Origin of the sequence: Alteromonas sp. M12 (assembly GCF_037478005.1) — a bacterium.
GTDB classification, from domain to species: domain Bacteria; phylum Pseudomonadota; class Gammaproteobacteria; order Enterobacterales; family Alteromonadaceae; genus Aliiglaciecola; species Aliiglaciecola lipolytica_A.
On record NZ_CP144164.1, the window covers coordinates 1,985,474 to 2,000,913 of the forward strand.

Sequence of the window (15,440 nt, forward strand, 5' to 3'; positions counted from 1 at the left end):
GCTTATAATGCTCCCTTACTACTGGGTAGCATATCACCTTGTTTGGTAATCGCTTGACGCAATGCTCGCCCGAACACTTTAAACAGGCTTTCTACTTGATGATGAGCATTACCTTCTGTGGTGGATAAATGCAGAGATAATCCCATTGCTTGGGCTATGGAATAGAAAAAATGTGGCACCATTTCAGTTGCCATTTCACCAACTGTATCGCGACTGAACTCGGCTTCAAACTTCAAGTGAGGTCGATTAGAAATATCCATGATACATTCAGCACGACATTCATCCATAGGTAGCGCAAAACCAAAACGACCGATGCCGCGTTTGTCGCCTAGCGCTTTCTTAATTGCTTCACCTAAGGCTAACGCCGTATCTTCAACACTATGATGATCATCAATGTGCAAATCGCCATTGACTGATAAACGTAATTCAAAACCACCGTGAGTCGATATTTGATCGAGCATATGATCAAAAAAGCCTAATCCGGTATCGATAGTAGACTTGGCCGTGCTATCTAAATCAACAAATACGCTAATTTGCGTTTCCGATGTATTTCGCGTCACAGTCGCTGTTCTGCTTGAGCTTAAAATACTTTTTTCAATTGCCAACCAATTATTTGATTCGCGATTATACAACTGAGATTTTAAACCCATGTTATCAGCTAAGCCAATATCAGTTTGTCGGTCACCAATGACCAAAGAGCGACTAAAATCGACTTTACCCTGCTGCAGATAGTCTTTTACTAAACCAAGTTTGGGTTTACGACAGCTACATTGTTGCTCTTCAAAGTGCGGACAAATTAACACATCATCAAAAATCACACCTTGTGAAGAAAAAATATCCATCATCATATTATGAGGAGCATCAAAATCTGCTTGTGGGAACGAATCAGTTCCTAAACCATCTTGATTTGAAACCATGACTAAACGATAACCAGCATGTTGTAGTTTCAACAGCACAGGTATTACATTCGGCTCGAAAACTAATTTGTCTAAACGATCGAGTTGCTTATCAATAGGGGGTTCTTCTACTAATGTGCCGTCTCTGTCTATAAATAAAATCGGTAGGGCGCTCATTGTGCCGATTCCTGTTTTTTGAAAAATGAAAAGATTAAATCCATTAGCTGTTGATTTTGCTCAGCTGTGCCAACGGTTATGCGCAGACAGTTTTGTAGATTTATTTGTTTTGATTGGTCACGAATTAAAGTGTGATTATCAACTAAATACTGCATAAGTTCTTGTTTTTGTTCGCATCGGAACAAAATGAAATTCGCTTTATCGTCGCCAACTAATTCAACACTTGGAATGCTCATCAAACGTTCTTTAAGTAACGCTCTTTGCGCATTTAATTCACTTACCTGCAGCTTCATTCTGTCGATACCTGGTGTCTGTAACGCTTGTTTAGCAATCTGCGCGACAGGTTCTGGAATCGGGTACGGGGCAATGACTTTTAACAATGCTTGTATCACCGCTGGAGCCGCTAAGGTAAAGCCACATCGTATACCGGCTAGCGCAAAGGCTTTTGAGAGCGTTCGCAAGATTACCAAGTTTGGATAAGTAGCTAGCTTGTTTGCCCAAGTGCTGTGCCAATCAAATTCAATATAAGCTTCATCTACCACCACTAAGGCTGAATCTGCAAAATGTTCAACAACTTGCTGTAATTGTGCTGAATCAACACTCGTCCCCGTAGGGTTGTTAGGTGAACAAATAAAGACTAATTTTACTTTGTCTTTGTGTGCGCAAATACTTTCTACGTCCAAACTAAAATCATCGTTTAGTGGTGCTTTGTGCACGCCTACATTAAATGTTTCTGCGCTGATTGCATACATACCGTAGGTTGGAGGACAAATTAAAATGGCATCTTTTGCAGGGGTACAGAAGGCTCTAATTAGCAATTCAATACCCTCATCGGCACCTCGGCTAACCAAGGTGTTTTCTGCCGCCACTTTTGAATACGCTGCATAGGAATTAATAACGCTGGTGGGTTGGCAATCTGGGTATCGATTAAAGCGTTCACTATCGACATCGTAATTGTTTGCAAAGGGGGATTCGTTAGCATTTAGCCACGTTTGTTGAACTTCCCCCGAACCTGCTGCAAATAACCGGCGCGCAGATTCATAAGGTTTCAAGCTTCTTACGTTATCGCAGAGTAGCTTTTCGACTAAATTGCTCATACGCTATCTCCATTTAAACGAATTGAAACCGCACGTTTATGGGCATCAAGCCCCTCTGCTTCGGCAAGGTCCATAATTGCATTACCAATATTGGAAAGCCCTTGGTAACTGAGTTCTTGAACCGTGTAACGACGCATGAAATCTGCCAAACCTAAGCTTGAGTAATTTCTAGAGTATCCGTAAGTGGGTAATACGTGATTCGTCCCACTAGCGTAATCGCCTGCAGATTCAGGAGACCACTTACCGATAAAAATAGAACCGGCATATTTTAGCTTCGGTAATAAATCCCGAGCGTTTTCGACCTGTACAATTAAGTGCTCAGGTGCATATTGATTGCTGACCAAAATTGATTCGTTAACGTCAGAGGTTAATATATATCGCCCATGTTGCATCGCTTTTGCGGCAATTTCCTTGCGAGATAACTGCTGCAATTGTTTTTCTACGGCTAATTGCACCGCTTCTATCAATGTTTGGCTATTGCTTACCAAAACCGCTTGCGAGTCAGCACCATGTTCTGCTTGCGAAAGCAAATCTGAGGCAACAAAGTTTGGGTCCGCTGATTCATCTGCAATCACTAAAACTTCAGAAGGACCGGCAGGCATATCAATAGCAGCACCATCTGATTTAGTACTAACTTGTTGTTTAGCCTCGGTAACGAAACTATTGCCGGGGCCGAAGATTTTATCCACTTTAGTGATAGAATCAGTGCCAAATGCCATAGCTGCGACCGCCTGGGCACCACCAATTAAATATATCTCATCAATGCCGCACAGTTGTGCTGCATAGCGAATTTCTGCGGCGATATTGCCTTTCGCATCGGGGGGAGTGCATAACACTTTGCGTTCACAACCGGCAACTTGAGCCGTGGCGCCTAACATAAGCACTGTTGATGGCAATGGTGCGCTCCCACCGGGAATATATAAACCAACCGAATCAATGGCTGAATGTTTAAGCTCACACAGCACGCCTGGCTGAGTTTCTATTTTTACATCAGTAGGAAACTGAGCTTGATGAAACGCCTTGATATTTGCATATGCTAAATCGATGGCAGTTCGCACGTTATCGCTGATCTCGTTCGCGGCATTGATTAGGCTTTCATTGCTCAGACGCAATTTCGTTAATCGAATGCCATCAAACTGCTCGGTTAATTCTCGGACAGCGTCATCACCGCGCTCTTTTACCTGCTGTAAAATATCACTAACAATTTTAGTCAATTTTTCGTTGTCAGCCTGAGCTGGGCGACTCAAAATATTTTGTTTTTGAGAATCTGACAAATTTGCCCAGTTTTGAATCTGCGTGGTCATATGTTTAGCCCATCATTTTTTCGATTGGCATAACTAATATTGAGCTGCAACCGAGTGACTTCAGCTTTTCCATCGTTTCCCAGAAAAGTGTCTCTGAACTAACCACGTGAATTGCAACCGTATCGTCATTGTTTGCTAACGGCAAAACCGTTGGGTTTTCAGCGCCCGGTAACAAGCTTTTCACTTGCTCTAAATAAGCCTTAGGCGCATGCAACATAATATATTTGCTTTCTTTGGCCTGCATAACGCCATCGACTCGAGGTAACAGACGATTAATTAACGCTTGTTTATCATCTGTTAGTTCGCCAGCACGTTGAATTAACACAGCCTTAGATTTGAAAATTACCGCTTCTTCACGTAAACCGTTTGCTTCCAGTGTTGCGCCTGTGGATACTAGATCACAAATCGCATCTGCTACACCTGCTCGGGGGGCAACTTCCACAGAGCCGGTTAACATAACTGACTGAGCATCAATGTTATTGTTTTTGAAGAACCGCTCTAAAAGAAAAGGATAAGTCGTTGCTACTTTTAAACCGTTAATGGACTCTAACCCCTGATAATCAAATTCGGTAGGAACGGCAATGGATAATTGGCAACCACCGTAATCTAAACGACGTAAGGTTTTAAATTCGTGAGGTTTACCTGATTGTTGGCGCTCTAGCATTTTTTCTTCAAGTTCATTTTCGCCAATAAAGCCTAAATCGACCACGCCATCCATAACCAAACCTGGGATATCGTCATCACGCACCAATAATAGATCAATCGGTTGATTGGTAGAATGAGCGATTAAAAGGCGATCACGTATTTGTAATTTAATGCCAATAGCTTTAAGCAATCCAATACTTTCATCACTTAATCGCCCTTTCTTTTGAACCGCTATACGTAGTCGTTTGCTCTCGCTCATGTTGTTGCCTCAATATAAAGTTAAATTTCAAATCGTTGCCATAACAACGAAAAACCCCCAGAAGTTTCCTTCCGGGGGTTTAGAAAAATTCTGTACCACTGGAAGGACAATTAACCTTCCAGCACGAACCTGAAAGGTTATGCTATATGATGATGATGCCAGTTTAGACGTGCTTTATTGGTGAAAAAAATCATATGCTTCTCTTGTTCGCTTTGGTTTCTCGTGTTGATGCGCAGAACATTATCCAAACCACAAAGATAATGCAAGTACAAACACCTAAAAGTGATAATTTAAGATTGTATTAGTTAAAACTAAAAGGCATTAGCATCATGCAATTTCGCAATCTAGCTCAAATATTGAACGAAAAGTGTTAAAGTAAGTCAAAATCAATACGATAGCTAAATAAATGCGCAAATGCATGGTTTGTGGGTATATACCTACAAAATTCATTTTCAGTTGAAAATAGAGTGAGTAAATCCTATGACGAGTGATTTGATTTTTTCTGTTTTACCCCGTGAAGGTAAAGTGGCCATTGAAAAAGATGAGCTCAAAGTTAAACAAGTCGAAAAAGAGGCGAAACTTCGTGAATTGAATGACGAAGAAAAGGAGCTGAACACCGAGGAGAGAGACGCGCGGGAAAAGTATTTTAAAAAATCTTCTGATGATAAAGAAGAAAGCAAGTCGGATAAAAAAAGCCAAAAGGAACAAAAAGCTGAAAAGCAGGCAAAAGATCAAGAGGCCGTAGACCCTGAACTTCCATCCGTAGATGAACAGGGAAGAAAGCACTTAGATATTTATATTTAGTGATTTTGCTATCAGTATAAAACCTATTAATCACTCGAAAGTTCGTTTCAACCAAGCTTTAGCTTGGAACCTTGGTAAACAGCTAACTAACGGCTGTTTTTTAAAGTCTGTTTTATTCACATCTAAATAAGTTGTTTGTTGCTCTATATCACCTTGATTAAAGCGCACTGCACAACGAACGCTTTCACTTTTTTCAGTAAATAAAATCTTTATTGAATCTGAGCGGTCAATTAACATTTTGTAAGGGTATCCTTGGTTTGAATACTTAGTTTCTAGTTGTTCGCTATTTTTCGCATTTAGATTTAAACTCAATAGAACTAGAGTTATTAAGATTAAGTTTTTCATGTTGATTCCTTTTTTTAGTGGATGTTTCAAGGTTAGATTAGTGTTGAAATACAACTTGAACAAACGATTAAAAATTAACTATGATTAAGAAAAACTTAATTGAGTTTGAGTTGAAGGGAAGTCCCTAATTATGCGAGAAAATCTTCCACCACTTAAATCTCTGCATTTTTTTATGGTGGCGGCAGAGTTATCAAGTTTTAAATTAGCCGCGGAAAAATTATTTGTAACCCAGGCAGCAGTCAGTCAGCAGATAAAGTTACTGGAAAGCTTTTTGGAGCAAAGGTTGTTTGAACGTTCGAATCGACAAACTCAGTTGACTCATGCCGGTGAATTATTACTTCCCTATGTTCAACAAGGGTTTTCCCAGTTCAAAACAGGCTTAAAAGTCATTTCAGGCGATGCAAACCCTAATATATTGAGAATTTCCACCATTCACTCTTTTACTTCACTTTGGTTATTACCGCGATTACTCCAGTTTCAAAAATTACATCCTGAGCTGATGGTTCAATTAGCGCCAAGTAATGATTTAGTCGACTTTAATCGCGGCGATATTGATTTAGCCATACGAATGGGGCAGGGCGGATATAAAGGCCTCGCTGAGAAGAAACTAGTTAACGATCAACTTATTCTAGTGGCAAGCCCCGACGTTATTGCGCAACAGCAAATAAATAACCCGAACGTGGTATTTCAATTGCCTTGGATTGAAGATACTAGTCCGGATGTGGCGACTGTTTTTGAAACCTTATGTCAAACCTATGCAGCGGACATACATGGGTTAACACCGTCAATTCGTGCAAGCAATTCAGTTCTGTTAATTGAAAATGCAGTGGCTGGGCGTGGGTTTACACTGGTGAACAAAAGTTTAGTGGCAGATCACTTACAAAACGGTTCATTATTGGCTTTGCTAGAATTTAGTTACCCTAGTCCGTACTCCTTGTATTTGGTCGCGCCTGCGCAGAATTTCGAGTGGCAAAAGGTGAAGTTATTTGAAAGTTGGTTTGTCCCTCTAGTGCATCAATCTTTTGACAATTTAGATGCTTGGTAGCTCATTATGCTAAATGATTTAAATATTTTGGGGTGTTATTCTCTTCTATTCAAAAGGATGATAAATCTGTTAGCAGCTTAGCGTTATTATTAACGTTAATAATAACTTCAAGTGTTAGGGGAATGCTAAATGTCAGTCTTCAATCTTCAACAGATCCAAACCAATAAATCCGATCTCAGTAAACTCGATGTTGTAAGTAGTTCAATTGATACAGATTCGTTAGAAACGAACGAAGTGGTTCTTAAAGTTGATTCTTTTGGCTTTTCGGCCAACAACATTACTTATGCGTTATTTGGTGAAAAAATGGGGTATTGGGGATTTTTCCCAGCGCAGGATGGCTTTGGTATTATGCCCATATGGGGCTTCGCTACAGTCGAGTATTCAAATAGTCCAGATCTCGTTGTCGGAGAAAAAGTTTTTGGGTATTTACCTTTTGCTACGCATTTAGTGATTACCGCAGGAAAAGTAACATCCAATGATTTTTACGATGTTAGCCCTTTACGCAAAAGTATTTCCAGCGTTTACGACCAATATGTGCGTTGCAATGCAGATCCAGCGTATGACCCTAATAAAGAAGATTGGCAACTCAACTTTCGTCCATTATTCATGACGTCTTTTGTGTTGGATGATTTTGTCGGCGAAATTGCAACCTCTGATACTGCGACCATTGTGTTAACTAGTGCATCCAGTAAAACTGCATACGGAGCTGCTTATCTTTTGAAGCATCATTGTAAGAATCGCGGATTAAATTACAAAGTTGTGGGTCTTACATCTGCAAACAACAAAGCATTTACCGAAAAGACGTCTTGTTACGATCAGGTACTCGATTACCAAGAATTTTCCTCGCTAGATAAAAATGCGCAAACTATCGTATTAGACTTTTCTGGAAACAAACCATTGCTATTGGATATTCAAGCTCATTTAGCCGCTAGTTTGCAAAAGATGATTTATATTGGTGTTACCGATGTTGAATCACAAGCAAAGTCTTACGCCGGCGAGTTGCATGGAGAGTTCTTTTTTGCGCCAACGCAAGTCAATAAACGCATGAAAGAGTGGGGTGGGAAAGGGTTTATGCTGCGCTACGCGGAGGCTTGGGGGGGATTTTCGAAACAGATGGAGCCTTTGTTGAGCACTACTAACATAGTTGGAGTAAATGCAATCCAATCAATATACTTAGATGGATTGAAAGGTAAGTTTGATACAAGCCAAATGTATGTTTTAACCTTTTAATAAAATATTGAATTTCAGCTAGCATGGAATTTAGATTGATTTTCATGTAGCGCTGAAATTTGCTTAACAACACTGCTTTTATTCGATGTGCAATATCATGTTGCGATGAAAGCAGTGGCATTGGTTTACTAACAAAATAAAATGATTTTGCGTTATAGTCAAAGAATCGGTTAACGTTGCAAAGAGCCCACTAGTTGGTGCATCGTTTAAAGTGATCTTATCCATGAGGTTTCTATAATGATTCTTAAAAAAACATCATATCCAGTTAGTTTTGCAGGTGAATTCATGAGTGTGCTTAAATTTAGTTTACTCATTTTGTCAGTGACGTTAAGTATTTTTACTGCAAATAAGGCTCGGGCGACAGATTGGATACTGATAGATAACTTTGAAGCGGCCAACAGTTTAGATAAATGGACTAAAGCGGATACCAAAAACGACACTTCACCAAAAATTCATTCCCCACAAATTAGCGAACGCCGTAAGGAAGACTTTGCCAGTAAAAGCAATTTCTATTTAATTAAAAAACCGGCGGCTGAGGGAATCGTTGGCAATCGAAAGGCGTTAACTTATGCTGCTCTTCCCCAAACGGTCAAGGTGGGGGACACCTATACGTTTTATACCCGCATAAATGTGGAGTCCTTCCCCAATAACCACGCATTTGGTATTAGCAATATGACTCCAGAAGGTATTGAGTTAAACGATTACAATGCATTTGAAGCAACCTTGAGGGTAACCGATAAAATAGAATCAAACGGCCATAAAAATACTGGTGCCTTAATGGTTAAGACTCAGGACGGATACGCTAATACTCAAAATAACAGCACAGGAAAAGACGCCAAACCTCTAGTGCCCGGAGTATGGTATGAAATATGGTATGTGGTTAATAACAGTAAAAGCCGCGATGGCGGTCAAAGCTACGATGTTTATGTAAAGGGCGGTGATGAGTTCCCTCAACAGCAAAAAGTGTATAGTGATGCCACCTTCCGAATGCAACGGGAGTTGCCTTTAACGCATTTTTTAATGAACTGTAATACCGGTCCTAAAAAACAACCTTATGGAAATGGTGGCTTAAAATATGATGATTTGTATATGAGTAAAGGGCATAACTTAGGGACGCCTTTTTAACCTTGGTGACGTTTAAGCGTTTTCTGATAGGCAAGATTTGCAATATTCAAAAGTAAAATGTTATTCACTTAATTTAGTTGAGCGGCACTACAGATATTTTTCAATGATTGAAGGGATTTCATCATAGTTAATGAGTTGTTTTCCTTGTTCAATAAACTGATTAAGGGTTGTTGAGTCTGGAAAACTATAGTAGTTACCCGACGCGAGATCCATACTTCTTGTGTCCAACGTCTCGCCGCGGTTCAATCTGTTGACCGCAGATACAATGTTATTCACACCTTGTGGATATAAGGCTAAAACGTTGAGTAAATAAGACTGACTATAATTCACTTTTTGTTGAGTCGAAGAAATGATTTTTCCTGCGTCTATCTGGCATGAATCTATAAAATGTAAGCTTGTGCCTATTTCCTCTTTGTTATCTAACATTGCCCAAAATGTGGCCATTACCCCTCTATAATCCGGTAATTTACCCGAATGAAGATTTATGACACCTAAGCTAGGAATGCTGATTATGGGATCTTTTAATATTTGACCAAATCGAATTGAAATGATCAGTTCAGGTTTTTGCTCTGCAATGCGTTGAATTCCTGCCAGGCTATTAATGTCTTTAATATCACTGACCGGCACTGAGTCATGAGCCATTTGTTGAAAACTCTTAAATCGGCTTGATTGTCGAGCTGGTGGCGTTGAAATCTTGGCTTTGCAGTGTTGTTGGCTTGCAAGCACTGGAAAAACAATTTGATTAAACAAGGTTTGCTCGATAAAGGCCAAGTTTTTCAGTGGTTCAGGGACATTGTCTAATTTACCCACTTTTGCAGACAGAAAAATACAATAATGATGTTCAGGGAGTTGTTGAAGTAATAAGTTTATTGCCATGTTGCTGGCTAAATCTCGATTGGCAAGAAGAGTTATCCGCACCGCTCAGTACTCCAATTAAGGCTTGTTTGTATCTTCTGGTTCTTTTATTTTGGTTTGCTTTTTATCAATAGGTTTGGAATCTAGAATTTCATCTTCTGGTTTTGCTTTGGTTTTTTCGAATGTCATTTTAGCACTCATTTTCAGTAATAAAATATTGCCTACAACCAAGCCTAAAGCAATCAACAAGGTCACTATCAGCCATATATTCATTGTATTATTCCATTTAATGTATAACGCTCAAATAGCTTGTCTAAGTGCCTTAAGATAGTTTGCTTTCCACCAATATTGACACTGGCGAGTTGATTGGCGAGTTGACTCAGTTCTAGTTGATTAATGATTGACTTCGAGATTGGGGCATAACTTAAATGCCATGCTTCGGGGGCAACTCCACCATTGTAGGTTTTATAGGGACGATAAAAGCCAAAGTTATCTGCATTTTCTTCAAGCCAGCAATGCAGTTCATAACATGGGCCGGCTAGTTCATATTCAGCACTCACCAACTGCAAGGGCTGCCCGCAGCGTTCAATGGCCTTTTTATCGTATACATCCAAGTCTGTTCCCCAATGGTGACGGCTTGCTCCTGGAAGAGCCGACCAGGTCATAATGGCATGTATCTTTTCTAATTCAGTGTACTCAGAGGTATTTATGGGGTGGCTATGGATATCATTTATTGGCAAGGTTCCTAACCACTTCTTTTGCCAAATAGCTAATTGGCGGTCAAAACTGCGGAAGCTACTAGCCAACTGAATGTCAATGCCGTCTTTTTGTGCAGCTAACTGCATAGCTTCAAACGCTGTTTTTACATCGGCAACTAAGCCGTGATGTTTACCGATTGACTGGATATGGGCATCAGTTAAGCCCATCCAGCTCGGTGCAGACATTTTTGTTGCAGGCATTAGAGGAGCAGTCGACATAATATATCGTGATAAATATCTGTGAGTATTTCCAGATCAGCAGATTTCACTTTTTCGTCTATTTTATGAATAGTTGCGTTTACCGGACCTAGTTCAATCACTTGAGCTCCTGTTGGCGCTATGAATCGACCGTCTGAAGTGCCACCAGCAGTGGATAACTCGGTATCTTTGCCTGTTACTGCCTTTATGGCTTGCTGCGTAGCTTCAACTAAAGGGCCTTGATCCGTTAGGAAAGGTTGTCCGTTAAACGTCCATTTAATGTCGTAATCTAATCCGTGACGATCGAGAACTTCATACACTCTTTCTATTAATTGTTTGTCGGTAACTTCGGTTGAGAATCGAAAGTTGAAACACACATGAAGTTCACCTGGTATGACGTTGCCGGCACCCGTGCCACCATTGATATTAGATACCTGAAAGCTGGTGGGGGGGAAATATCGATTGCCATCGTCCCAGTGAGTTTTAGCCAGTTCCGCAAGCGCTGGTGAAGCAATATGAATGGGATTTTTAGCTAAATGAGGATAGGCTACGTGACCCTGTATTCCTTTCACAATTAGATCGCCTGTAAGTGATCCCCGTCTACCATTTTTAACCACATCGCCAACTACTTCGGTACTTGACGGTTCGCCTACTAAACACCAGTCAATTTTTTCATTGCGGGCTTCGAGGGTATCAATAACCTTGGTTGTGCCATTAATAAATGGTCCTTCTTCATCGCTGGTAATAAGGAACGCGATGCCACCATTATGATTTGGGTGAGCTGTTACAAAACGATGAGTCGCCACCAACATAGCAGCCAAACTTCCTTTCATATCTGCGGCACCTCGGCCATGCAAATATTCGCCAATTTGGGTTGCTTCAAAAGGCGGTGTTTGCCACTTTTCGGCAGGGCCTGATGGTACTACGTCAGTGTGTCCGGCAAAACAAAATAGCGGACCTTGTTTGCCTTTTCTTGCCCACATATTGGTGGTGTCGTCAAAAACCATTGATTCTATATCAAAACCCAAGGGAGCTAAAATATCAGCCATTAGCTGTTGGCAACCAGCATCTTCAGGGGTGACGGATTTACGATTTATCAGTTCTTTAGTCAGTGCAATTGAGTCCATCATTAGTTAAAAACCACTTCATAATCTGCCGGCTTGAAACCTAAAATGTATTTATCATCATGGATTAACACTGGACGTTTTATCATGGCAGGAGATGCCAGCATCAATTCGATGGCTTTTTCCCGATTTAAATCTTGTTTTTGTTCATCTGGTAACTGACGAAAAGTCGTTCCTCGTTGATTTAGCAATTTTTGCCAACCCAACTGAGATTCTGTTTTTTCAAGCCAATCACGTTCTAAACCGTCGACACGGTAATCGTGGAAAGTGAATTCTATTTTGTTCTCTTCCAGCCACTTTTTGGCTTTTTTAATGGTATCGCAATTTTTGATGCCGAACATTTGAGTCATAAAAATGGTTCTTGTTTGTTAATTATGAAATGAAAATAAATGATTATTATTAAAGGCTTAATAATGTCATTGCCAAGTAAACGATGTTGTACCAATCCTTAAAGTTTAGATCAACACAGAAAATACAGGATCTTCACATGCCGTAACCTTACGAGGATTAACTATAAGCCCTTTTACTTTATCACTATTGAGAAGGGTTATGTAAAAAGCGTTATCCTCTAATGCGAGTTTCAATTTACGAGCGTCAAAATCTAATATGGGTTGTCCTAGTTTAAGTTTTTGGCCAACAACAACTTTTCGTTTAAATCCTTCACCATTTAGATTTTGTGCACCCCAACCGCAATGGATCTGTAGTTTCAATCCATGTCTGTCTTTTAAGCGCACTCGGTGGGCCGTTTCACTTATTTCTAAAACGATTGCGTCAAATGGTGCCAATATTTGAAAGCCGGTTGGCGCGATAACCACTCCTTCACCAAATAATCGTTGTTTGAATAACAGGTTACTGGCTGAATCAAGTAAATTGATACTGCCGCTAACGGGGCTCAAAATATCAATTTTACGTTTATGCTCAGTGAGTTCTGGATTGTCTAGTAGTCGATTGAAAAGGCGCATTAGAATACAACTTTATAGCCGTGATTTTCACGCGCATTAGCGGCAGAATCAATATCGTTTTGTTTAATCAGAAAGTTATCGGTTTCAAAATTAGATACAACAAATCTACTGATTTTGGCAGTCACCAGTACATTACCTATTTGCGTCATAATACACACCAACGATAAATACGAAGACGCATTAAACATTTGAGAAGGGATCTGAGCGTGTAACGGAAGGCTATGGATTGTATAAGTGTCAGGCAGAGCAGCTAATGTCTGAGTGGCCATTTGCATTCCTTTTTAATTGGTCTTTTATTTTGCGTTAGCTAAGCTGTAAGTCAAGTGTTAGTGTGAAAGTCGCTTTATTAAATGTTATCCACTGTTTCTGTGGATAACCTTGTTGAGGAAACTTTATATGTCACTTAACTTGTTGAAATATATGGGTTATATTTCGCTGTCCAGAAATCCATCAAGTGACATTTTTGGTTAAAATTAAACCGTTTTAAGTTAAGGTGAATGAATATGTCTACAGCACCCGTAGGTTCAGTGGTTTGGAGCGACCTTACTGTTAAAAACGCAGAGGATGTAAAAGATTTTTATGCACAAGTTATAGGTTGGCAAGCTAATTCCATCAACATGGGAGATTATGAAGATTTTTCCATGCAGTTACCAAGTAATAATCAGGATGTTGTGGGGATTTGTCATGCAAAAGACAGCAATGCAGGCCTCCCTGCGCAGTGGCTGCTTTATTTTAAAGTGGCTAATTTAGATGACTCCATTGCGCAGACTCAAGCTCGCGGAGGTCAATTATTATCGAAAGTGAAGTCATATGGTTCAACGAGTCGCTACATTATTATCCAAGATCCTGCTGGCGCGGTATGTGCCTTGTTTGAGGAAAACACTTAACCTAGGTGCTTGTAGATAACTATTAAAAACTAAAATATTTCTGATACTTGCAAATAACTTATTGATTGGTACATTAAACTTCAATTATTTTATGGGTTTAAAGTTAGTGCAAGTACTTGATTTATATGCAGGTCCAACTGCTTTGAAGGAAATTCAGCAGCATGGTCTAAAACAACACATGTTTGATTACATGTTAGGTGCTTCTGGCGGGCCGAAGTGGTTCGTGTTAGCAGGGTTAGATAGGTATGTCTTTTCTACCTTTTTTGCTCAGCGTAAAACACCGCTGCAGGTTATTGGTTCTTCAGCTGGAGCGTTTAGATTTGCGTGTTTTGCCCAACAAGATCCCTTAGCTGCAATTAACCGTTTAGCAGATCGTTATTCACACACAGAATACAGCGACAAGCCCACAGCCAAAGAAATCACCCTATCTGGTTTAGAATTATTAGACTATGTATTAGGGGATAATGGGGTTGAGGAAATTATTCACAATCCTATTATTAAAGCGCATTTCATTGTCGCGCGATGTAAAGGACTCACGCAGTTTGAAGCTAAACCGTTGCAATTAACCGGCCTTTTAGCCAGTGCAGGTGCTAACGCGGTACAGCGGCGCTTTTTGCAACGATTTTATGAACGCTATGTTTTTGCTTCCCCTACAAGTGAACTACAGATATCTGATCCTAATAAAATGCCAACTCGTTACGTGCCGTTGTCAAAACGCAACTTAGCACAAGCATTAATGGCCTCAGGTTCTATTCCGCTAGTGATTGAAGGTGTATCGAATATAAATGGAGCGCCTAAAGGCATGTATCGAGACGGCGGCATCATAGACTATCATTTTGATTTAAACTTCGGACCCCATGATGGCTTGGTATTTTATCCACATTTTTATCCTAAGCCGATTCCAGGTTGGTTTGATAAATCATTGAAGCGACGTTTACCTCACAAAAGCAGCTATGACAAAGTGGTGATGGCCGTTCCATCGGATGAGTTTGTCGCTTCTTTACCTTATCAAAAAATTCCCGACCGCAAAGATTTCGAAACAATGCCTGCTCAACAACGTATCGAATATTGGCAGACAGTGATTCAGCAAAGTGACAGGTTAGGGGAGGCATTTGCTAATTTAACCCAAGATCAAGACGTAGCAAATAAAGTGAAACCCTTTAACTTTTAACTGTTATGCATCAAAGTAGAGAGAAACTATGAACAAAGGATCTTTGACTTTTTTCTGTGGAAAAATGGGTTCAGGAAAGTCTACAAGAGCTGCTGAAATCGCGCAGGAAAGTAACGCAGTATTGCTTTCAGAAGATGAATGGCTTTCGTCGCTTTATGCAAATAGAATTTCATCGCTAAATGATTATATTGAATATTCAAATCTACTTAAGCCGCAGATTAAAAAACTTGTTCAATCCATACTGTCTGCGGGAACTAATGTGGTTATGGATTTTCCGGCAAACACTCTTTCGCAAAGAAATTGGTTTCGGAGTATTTTCTCCGAGATCGAAGCGCCACATAATTTGATATACATCGACTTGCCAAATGAAGTCTGCCTAAAACAGATTGGAAAAAGACGCAAAGAGCAGCCAGAAAGAGCTGCAACTGATACAGCAGATATGTTTGAGCAGGTTACAAAATATTTTGTAGCGCCAACATCAGAGGAAGGTTTCAATATTACAAAAGTGACACAAAATGCATAACTCGGCGCTGCTACGGAAAATTCACTCGCTGGCAC

19 protein-coding genes and 1 other annotated feature are annotated in these 15,440 nt (G+C 40.1%); of the genes, 7 read left to right on the plus strand and 12 right to left on the minus strand.

All coding sequences use genetic code 11. The annotated features are described in order from the left end of the window. Positions 1-2 precede the first annotated feature (2 nt). The 4 genes from hisB to hisG are packed head-to-tail and all read right to left on the minus strand — an operon-like array spanning position 3 to position 4,378. Positions 3-1,073: a bifunctional histidinol-phosphatase/imidazoleglycerol-phosphate dehydratase HisB gene (hisB, locus tag VUI23_RS08565; protein ID WP_216047330.1), complete on the minus strand. Its 1,071-nt coding sequence runs from the start codon at positions 1,071-1,073 to the stop codon at positions 3-5. Then, positions 1,070-2,170, minus strand: coding sequence for a histidinol-phosphate transaminase (gene hisC / locus VUI23_RS08570; protein ID WP_303501079.1), 1,101 nt, complete (start codon positions 2,168-2,170; stop codon positions 1,070-1,072). The genes hisB and hisC overlap by 4 nt, the downstream gene beginning before the upstream one ends. Then, the gene (gene hisD, locus VUI23_RS08575; RefSeq protein WP_342808265.1) at positions 2,167-3,462 is read right to left on the minus strand and encodes a histidinol dehydrogenase; all 1,296 of its coding nucleotides are present in this window, start codon (positions 3,460-3,462) and stop codon (positions 2,167-2,169) included. Before hisD ends, hisC begins: the two co-directional genes overlap by 4 nt. 16 nt (positions 3,463-3,478) lie before the next feature. Then, entirely contained in the window at positions 3,479-4,378 is a 900-nt protein-coding gene (gene hisG, locus VUI23_RS08580) for an ATP phosphoribosyltransferase (protein ID WP_216047328.1), read from the minus strand. Between the two features lie 48 nt (positions 4,379-4,426). Further along, positions 4,427-4,540, minus strand: a sequence feature (His leader region). 318 nt (positions 4,541-4,858) lie between these two features. Here hisG and VUI23_RS08585 point away from each other — a divergent pair. Further along, the gene (locus VUI23_RS08585; protein WP_216047327.1) at positions 4,859-5,182 is read left to right on the plus strand and encodes a hypothetical protein; all 324 of its coding nucleotides are present in this window, start codon (positions 4,859-4,861) and stop codon (positions 5,180-5,182) included. Positions 5,183-5,212: 30 nt separating this feature from the next. Here VUI23_RS08585 and VUI23_RS08590 read toward each other — a convergent pair whose 3' ends face one another. Beyond that, positions 5,213-5,527 (minus strand): hypothetical protein, encoded by a 315-nt coding sequence (locus VUI23_RS08590; protein ID WP_216047326.1) that lies wholly within the window; start codon positions 5,525-5,527, stop codon positions 5,213-5,215. Between the two features lie 130 nt (positions 5,528-5,657). Here VUI23_RS08590 and VUI23_RS08595 point away from each other — a divergent pair, with 130 nt between their 5' ends. The 3 genes from VUI23_RS08595 to VUI23_RS08605 all read left to right on the plus strand — a co-directional run bounded on the left by VUI23_RS08595 (position 5,658) and on the right by VUI23_RS08605 (position 8,927). Further along, on the plus strand, positions 5,658-6,572 hold the full coding sequence (locus VUI23_RS08595) for a LysR substrate-binding domain-containing protein (RefSeq protein ID WP_342807794.1): 915 nt from the start codon (positions 5,658-5,660) through the stop codon (positions 6,570-6,572). Positions 6,573-6,701: 129 nt separating this feature from the next. After that, positions 6,702-7,802 (plus strand): DUF2855 family protein, encoded by a 1,101-nt coding sequence (locus VUI23_RS08600; protein ID WP_342807796.1) that lies wholly within the window; start codon positions 6,702-6,704, stop codon positions 7,800-7,802. A 285-nt stretch (positions 7,803-8,087) separates the two neighbouring features. After that, on the plus strand, positions 8,088-8,927 hold the full coding sequence (locus VUI23_RS08605; RefSeq protein ID WP_342807798.1) for a hypothetical protein: 840 nt from the start codon (positions 8,088-8,090) through the stop codon (positions 8,925-8,927). 87 nt (positions 8,928-9,014) lie between these two features. On the opposite strand, the gene VUI23_RS08610 is transcribed toward VUI23_RS08605, so the two are convergent. From VUI23_RS08610 to VUI23_RS08640, 7 genes are all read right to left on the minus strand, one after another. Next, on the minus strand, positions 9,015-9,845 hold the full coding sequence (locus VUI23_RS08610; protein ID WP_216047322.1) for a formyl transferase: 831 nt from the start codon (positions 9,843-9,845) through the stop codon (positions 9,015-9,017). Between the two features lie 15 nt (positions 9,846-9,860). Further along, a complete protein-coding gene (locus tag VUI23_RS08615; RefSeq protein ID WP_216047321.1) occupies positions 9,861-10,055 on the minus strand; it encodes a DUF2897 family protein in 195 nt (64 codons plus the stop codon). Beyond that, positions 10,052-10,759: a M15 family metallopeptidase gene (locus VUI23_RS08620; RefSeq protein WP_342807800.1), complete on the minus strand. Its 708-nt coding sequence runs from the start codon at positions 10,757-10,759 to the stop codon at positions 10,052-10,054. The genes VUI23_RS08615 and VUI23_RS08620 overlap by 4 nt, the downstream gene beginning before the upstream one ends. Then, positions 10,741-11,868, minus strand: coding sequence for a succinyl-diaminopimelate desuccinylase (gene dapE / locus VUI23_RS08625; RefSeq protein ID WP_342807802.1), 1,128 nt, complete (start codon positions 11,866-11,868; stop codon positions 10,741-10,743). Before dapE ends, VUI23_RS08620 begins: the two co-directional genes overlap by 19 nt. After that, the gene (locus tag VUI23_RS08630; RefSeq protein WP_342807804.1) at positions 11,868-12,212 is read right to left on the minus strand and encodes an ArsC family reductase; all 345 of its coding nucleotides are present in this window, start codon (positions 12,210-12,212) and stop codon (positions 11,868-11,870) included. The genes dapE and VUI23_RS08630 overlap by 1 nt, the downstream gene beginning before the upstream one ends. Positions 12,213-12,317: 105 nt before the next feature. Then, positions 12,318-12,824: a PTS glucose transporter subunit IIA gene (locus VUI23_RS08635; protein ID WP_216047318.1), complete on the minus strand. Its 507-nt coding sequence runs from the start codon at positions 12,822-12,824 to the stop codon at positions 12,318-12,320. Beyond that, positions 12,824-13,093 carry a hypothetical protein gene (locus tag VUI23_RS08640; protein ID WP_342807806.1) on the minus strand — a complete coding sequence of 90 codons (270 nt, stop codon included), beginning with the start codon at positions 13,091-13,093 and terminating at the stop codon, positions 12,824-12,826. The genes VUI23_RS08635 and VUI23_RS08640 overlap by 1 nt, the downstream gene beginning before the upstream one ends. 234 nt (positions 13,094-13,327) lie before the next feature. On the opposite strand from VUI23_RS08640, the gene VUI23_RS08645 reads away from it, so the two are divergent. From VUI23_RS08645 to VUI23_RS08655, 3 genes are all read left to right on the plus strand, one after another. Beyond that, positions 13,328-13,711 (plus strand): VOC family protein, encoded by a 384-nt coding sequence (locus VUI23_RS08645; protein ID WP_342807808.1) that lies wholly within the window; start codon positions 13,328-13,330, stop codon positions 13,709-13,711. Positions 13,712-13,817: 106 nt separating this feature from the next. Next, on the plus strand, positions 13,818-14,882 hold the full coding sequence (locus tag VUI23_RS08650; protein ID WP_303501090.1) for a patatin-like phospholipase family protein: 1,065 nt from the start codon (positions 13,818-13,820) through the stop codon (positions 14,880-14,882). Between the two features lie 28 nt (positions 14,883-14,910). Beyond that, a complete protein-coding gene (locus tag VUI23_RS08655) occupies positions 14,911-15,405 on the plus strand; it encodes an ATP-binding protein (protein ID WP_216047314.1) in 495 nt (164 codons plus the stop codon). The last annotated feature ends 35 nt before the right edge of the window (positions 15,406-15,440 follow it).

Bases quoted from the DNA above. Each gene is read 5' to 3' on its own strand.
- hisG (WP_216047328.1), bottom strand. From the start codon at position 4,378: ATGAGCGAGAGCAAACGACTACGTATAGCGGTTCAAAAGAAAGGGCGA.
- VUI23_RS08605 (WP_342807798.1), top strand. From the start codon at position 8,088: ATGAGTGTGCTTAAATTTAGTTTACTCATTTTGTCAGTGACGTTAAGT.
- hisC (WP_303501079.1), bottom strand. From the start codon at position 2,170: ATGAGCAATTTAGTCGAAAAGCTACTCTGCGATAACGTAAGAAGCTTG.
- VUI23_RS08585 (WP_216047327.1), top strand. From the start codon at position 4,859: ATGACGAGTGATTTGATTTTTTCTGTTTTACCCCGTGAAGGTAAAGTG.
- VUI23_RS08640 (WP_342807806.1), bottom strand. From the start codon at position 13,093: ATGGCCACTCAGACATTAGCTGCTCTGCCTGACACTTATACAATCCAT.
- VUI23_RS08590 (WP_216047326.1), bottom strand. From the start codon at position 5,527: ATGAAAAACTTAATCTTAATAACTCTAGTTCTATTGAGTTTAAATCTA.
- VUI23_RS08630 (WP_342807804.1), bottom strand. From the start codon at position 12,212: ATGACTCAAATGTTCGGCATCAAAAATTGCGATACCATTAAAAAAGCC.
- VUI23_RS08595 (WP_342807794.1), top strand. From the start codon at position 5,658: ATGCGAGAAAATCTTCCACCACTTAAATCTCTGCATTTTTTTATGGTG.
- VUI23_RS08620 (WP_342807800.1), bottom strand. From the start codon at position 10,759: ATGTCGACTGCTCCTCTAATGCCTGCAACAAAAATGTCTGCACCGAGC.
- dapE (WP_342807802.1), bottom strand. From the start codon at position 11,868: ATGATGGACTCAATTGCACTGACTAAAGAACTGATAAATCGTAAATCC.
- VUI23_RS08635 (WP_216047318.1), bottom strand. From the start codon at position 12,824: ATGCGCCTTTTCAATCGACTACTAGACAATCCAGAACTCACTGAGCAT.
- VUI23_RS08615 (WP_216047321.1), bottom strand. From the start codon at position 10,055: ATGAATATATGGCTGATAGTGACCTTGTTGATTGCTTTAGGCTTGGTT.
- VUI23_RS08645 (WP_342807808.1), top strand. From the start codon at position 13,328: ATGTCTACAGCACCCGTAGGTTCAGTGGTTTGGAGCGACCTTACTGTT.
- VUI23_RS08600 (WP_342807796.1), top strand. From the start codon at position 6,702: ATGTCAGTCTTCAATCTTCAACAGATCCAAACCAATAAATCCGATCTC.
- hisB (WP_216047330.1), bottom strand. From the start codon at position 1,073: ATGAGCGCCCTACCGATTTTATTTATAGACAGAGACGGCACATTAGTA.
- VUI23_RS08655 (WP_216047314.1), top strand. From the start codon at position 14,911: ATGAACAAAGGATCTTTGACTTTTTTCTGTGGAAAAATGGGTTCAGGA.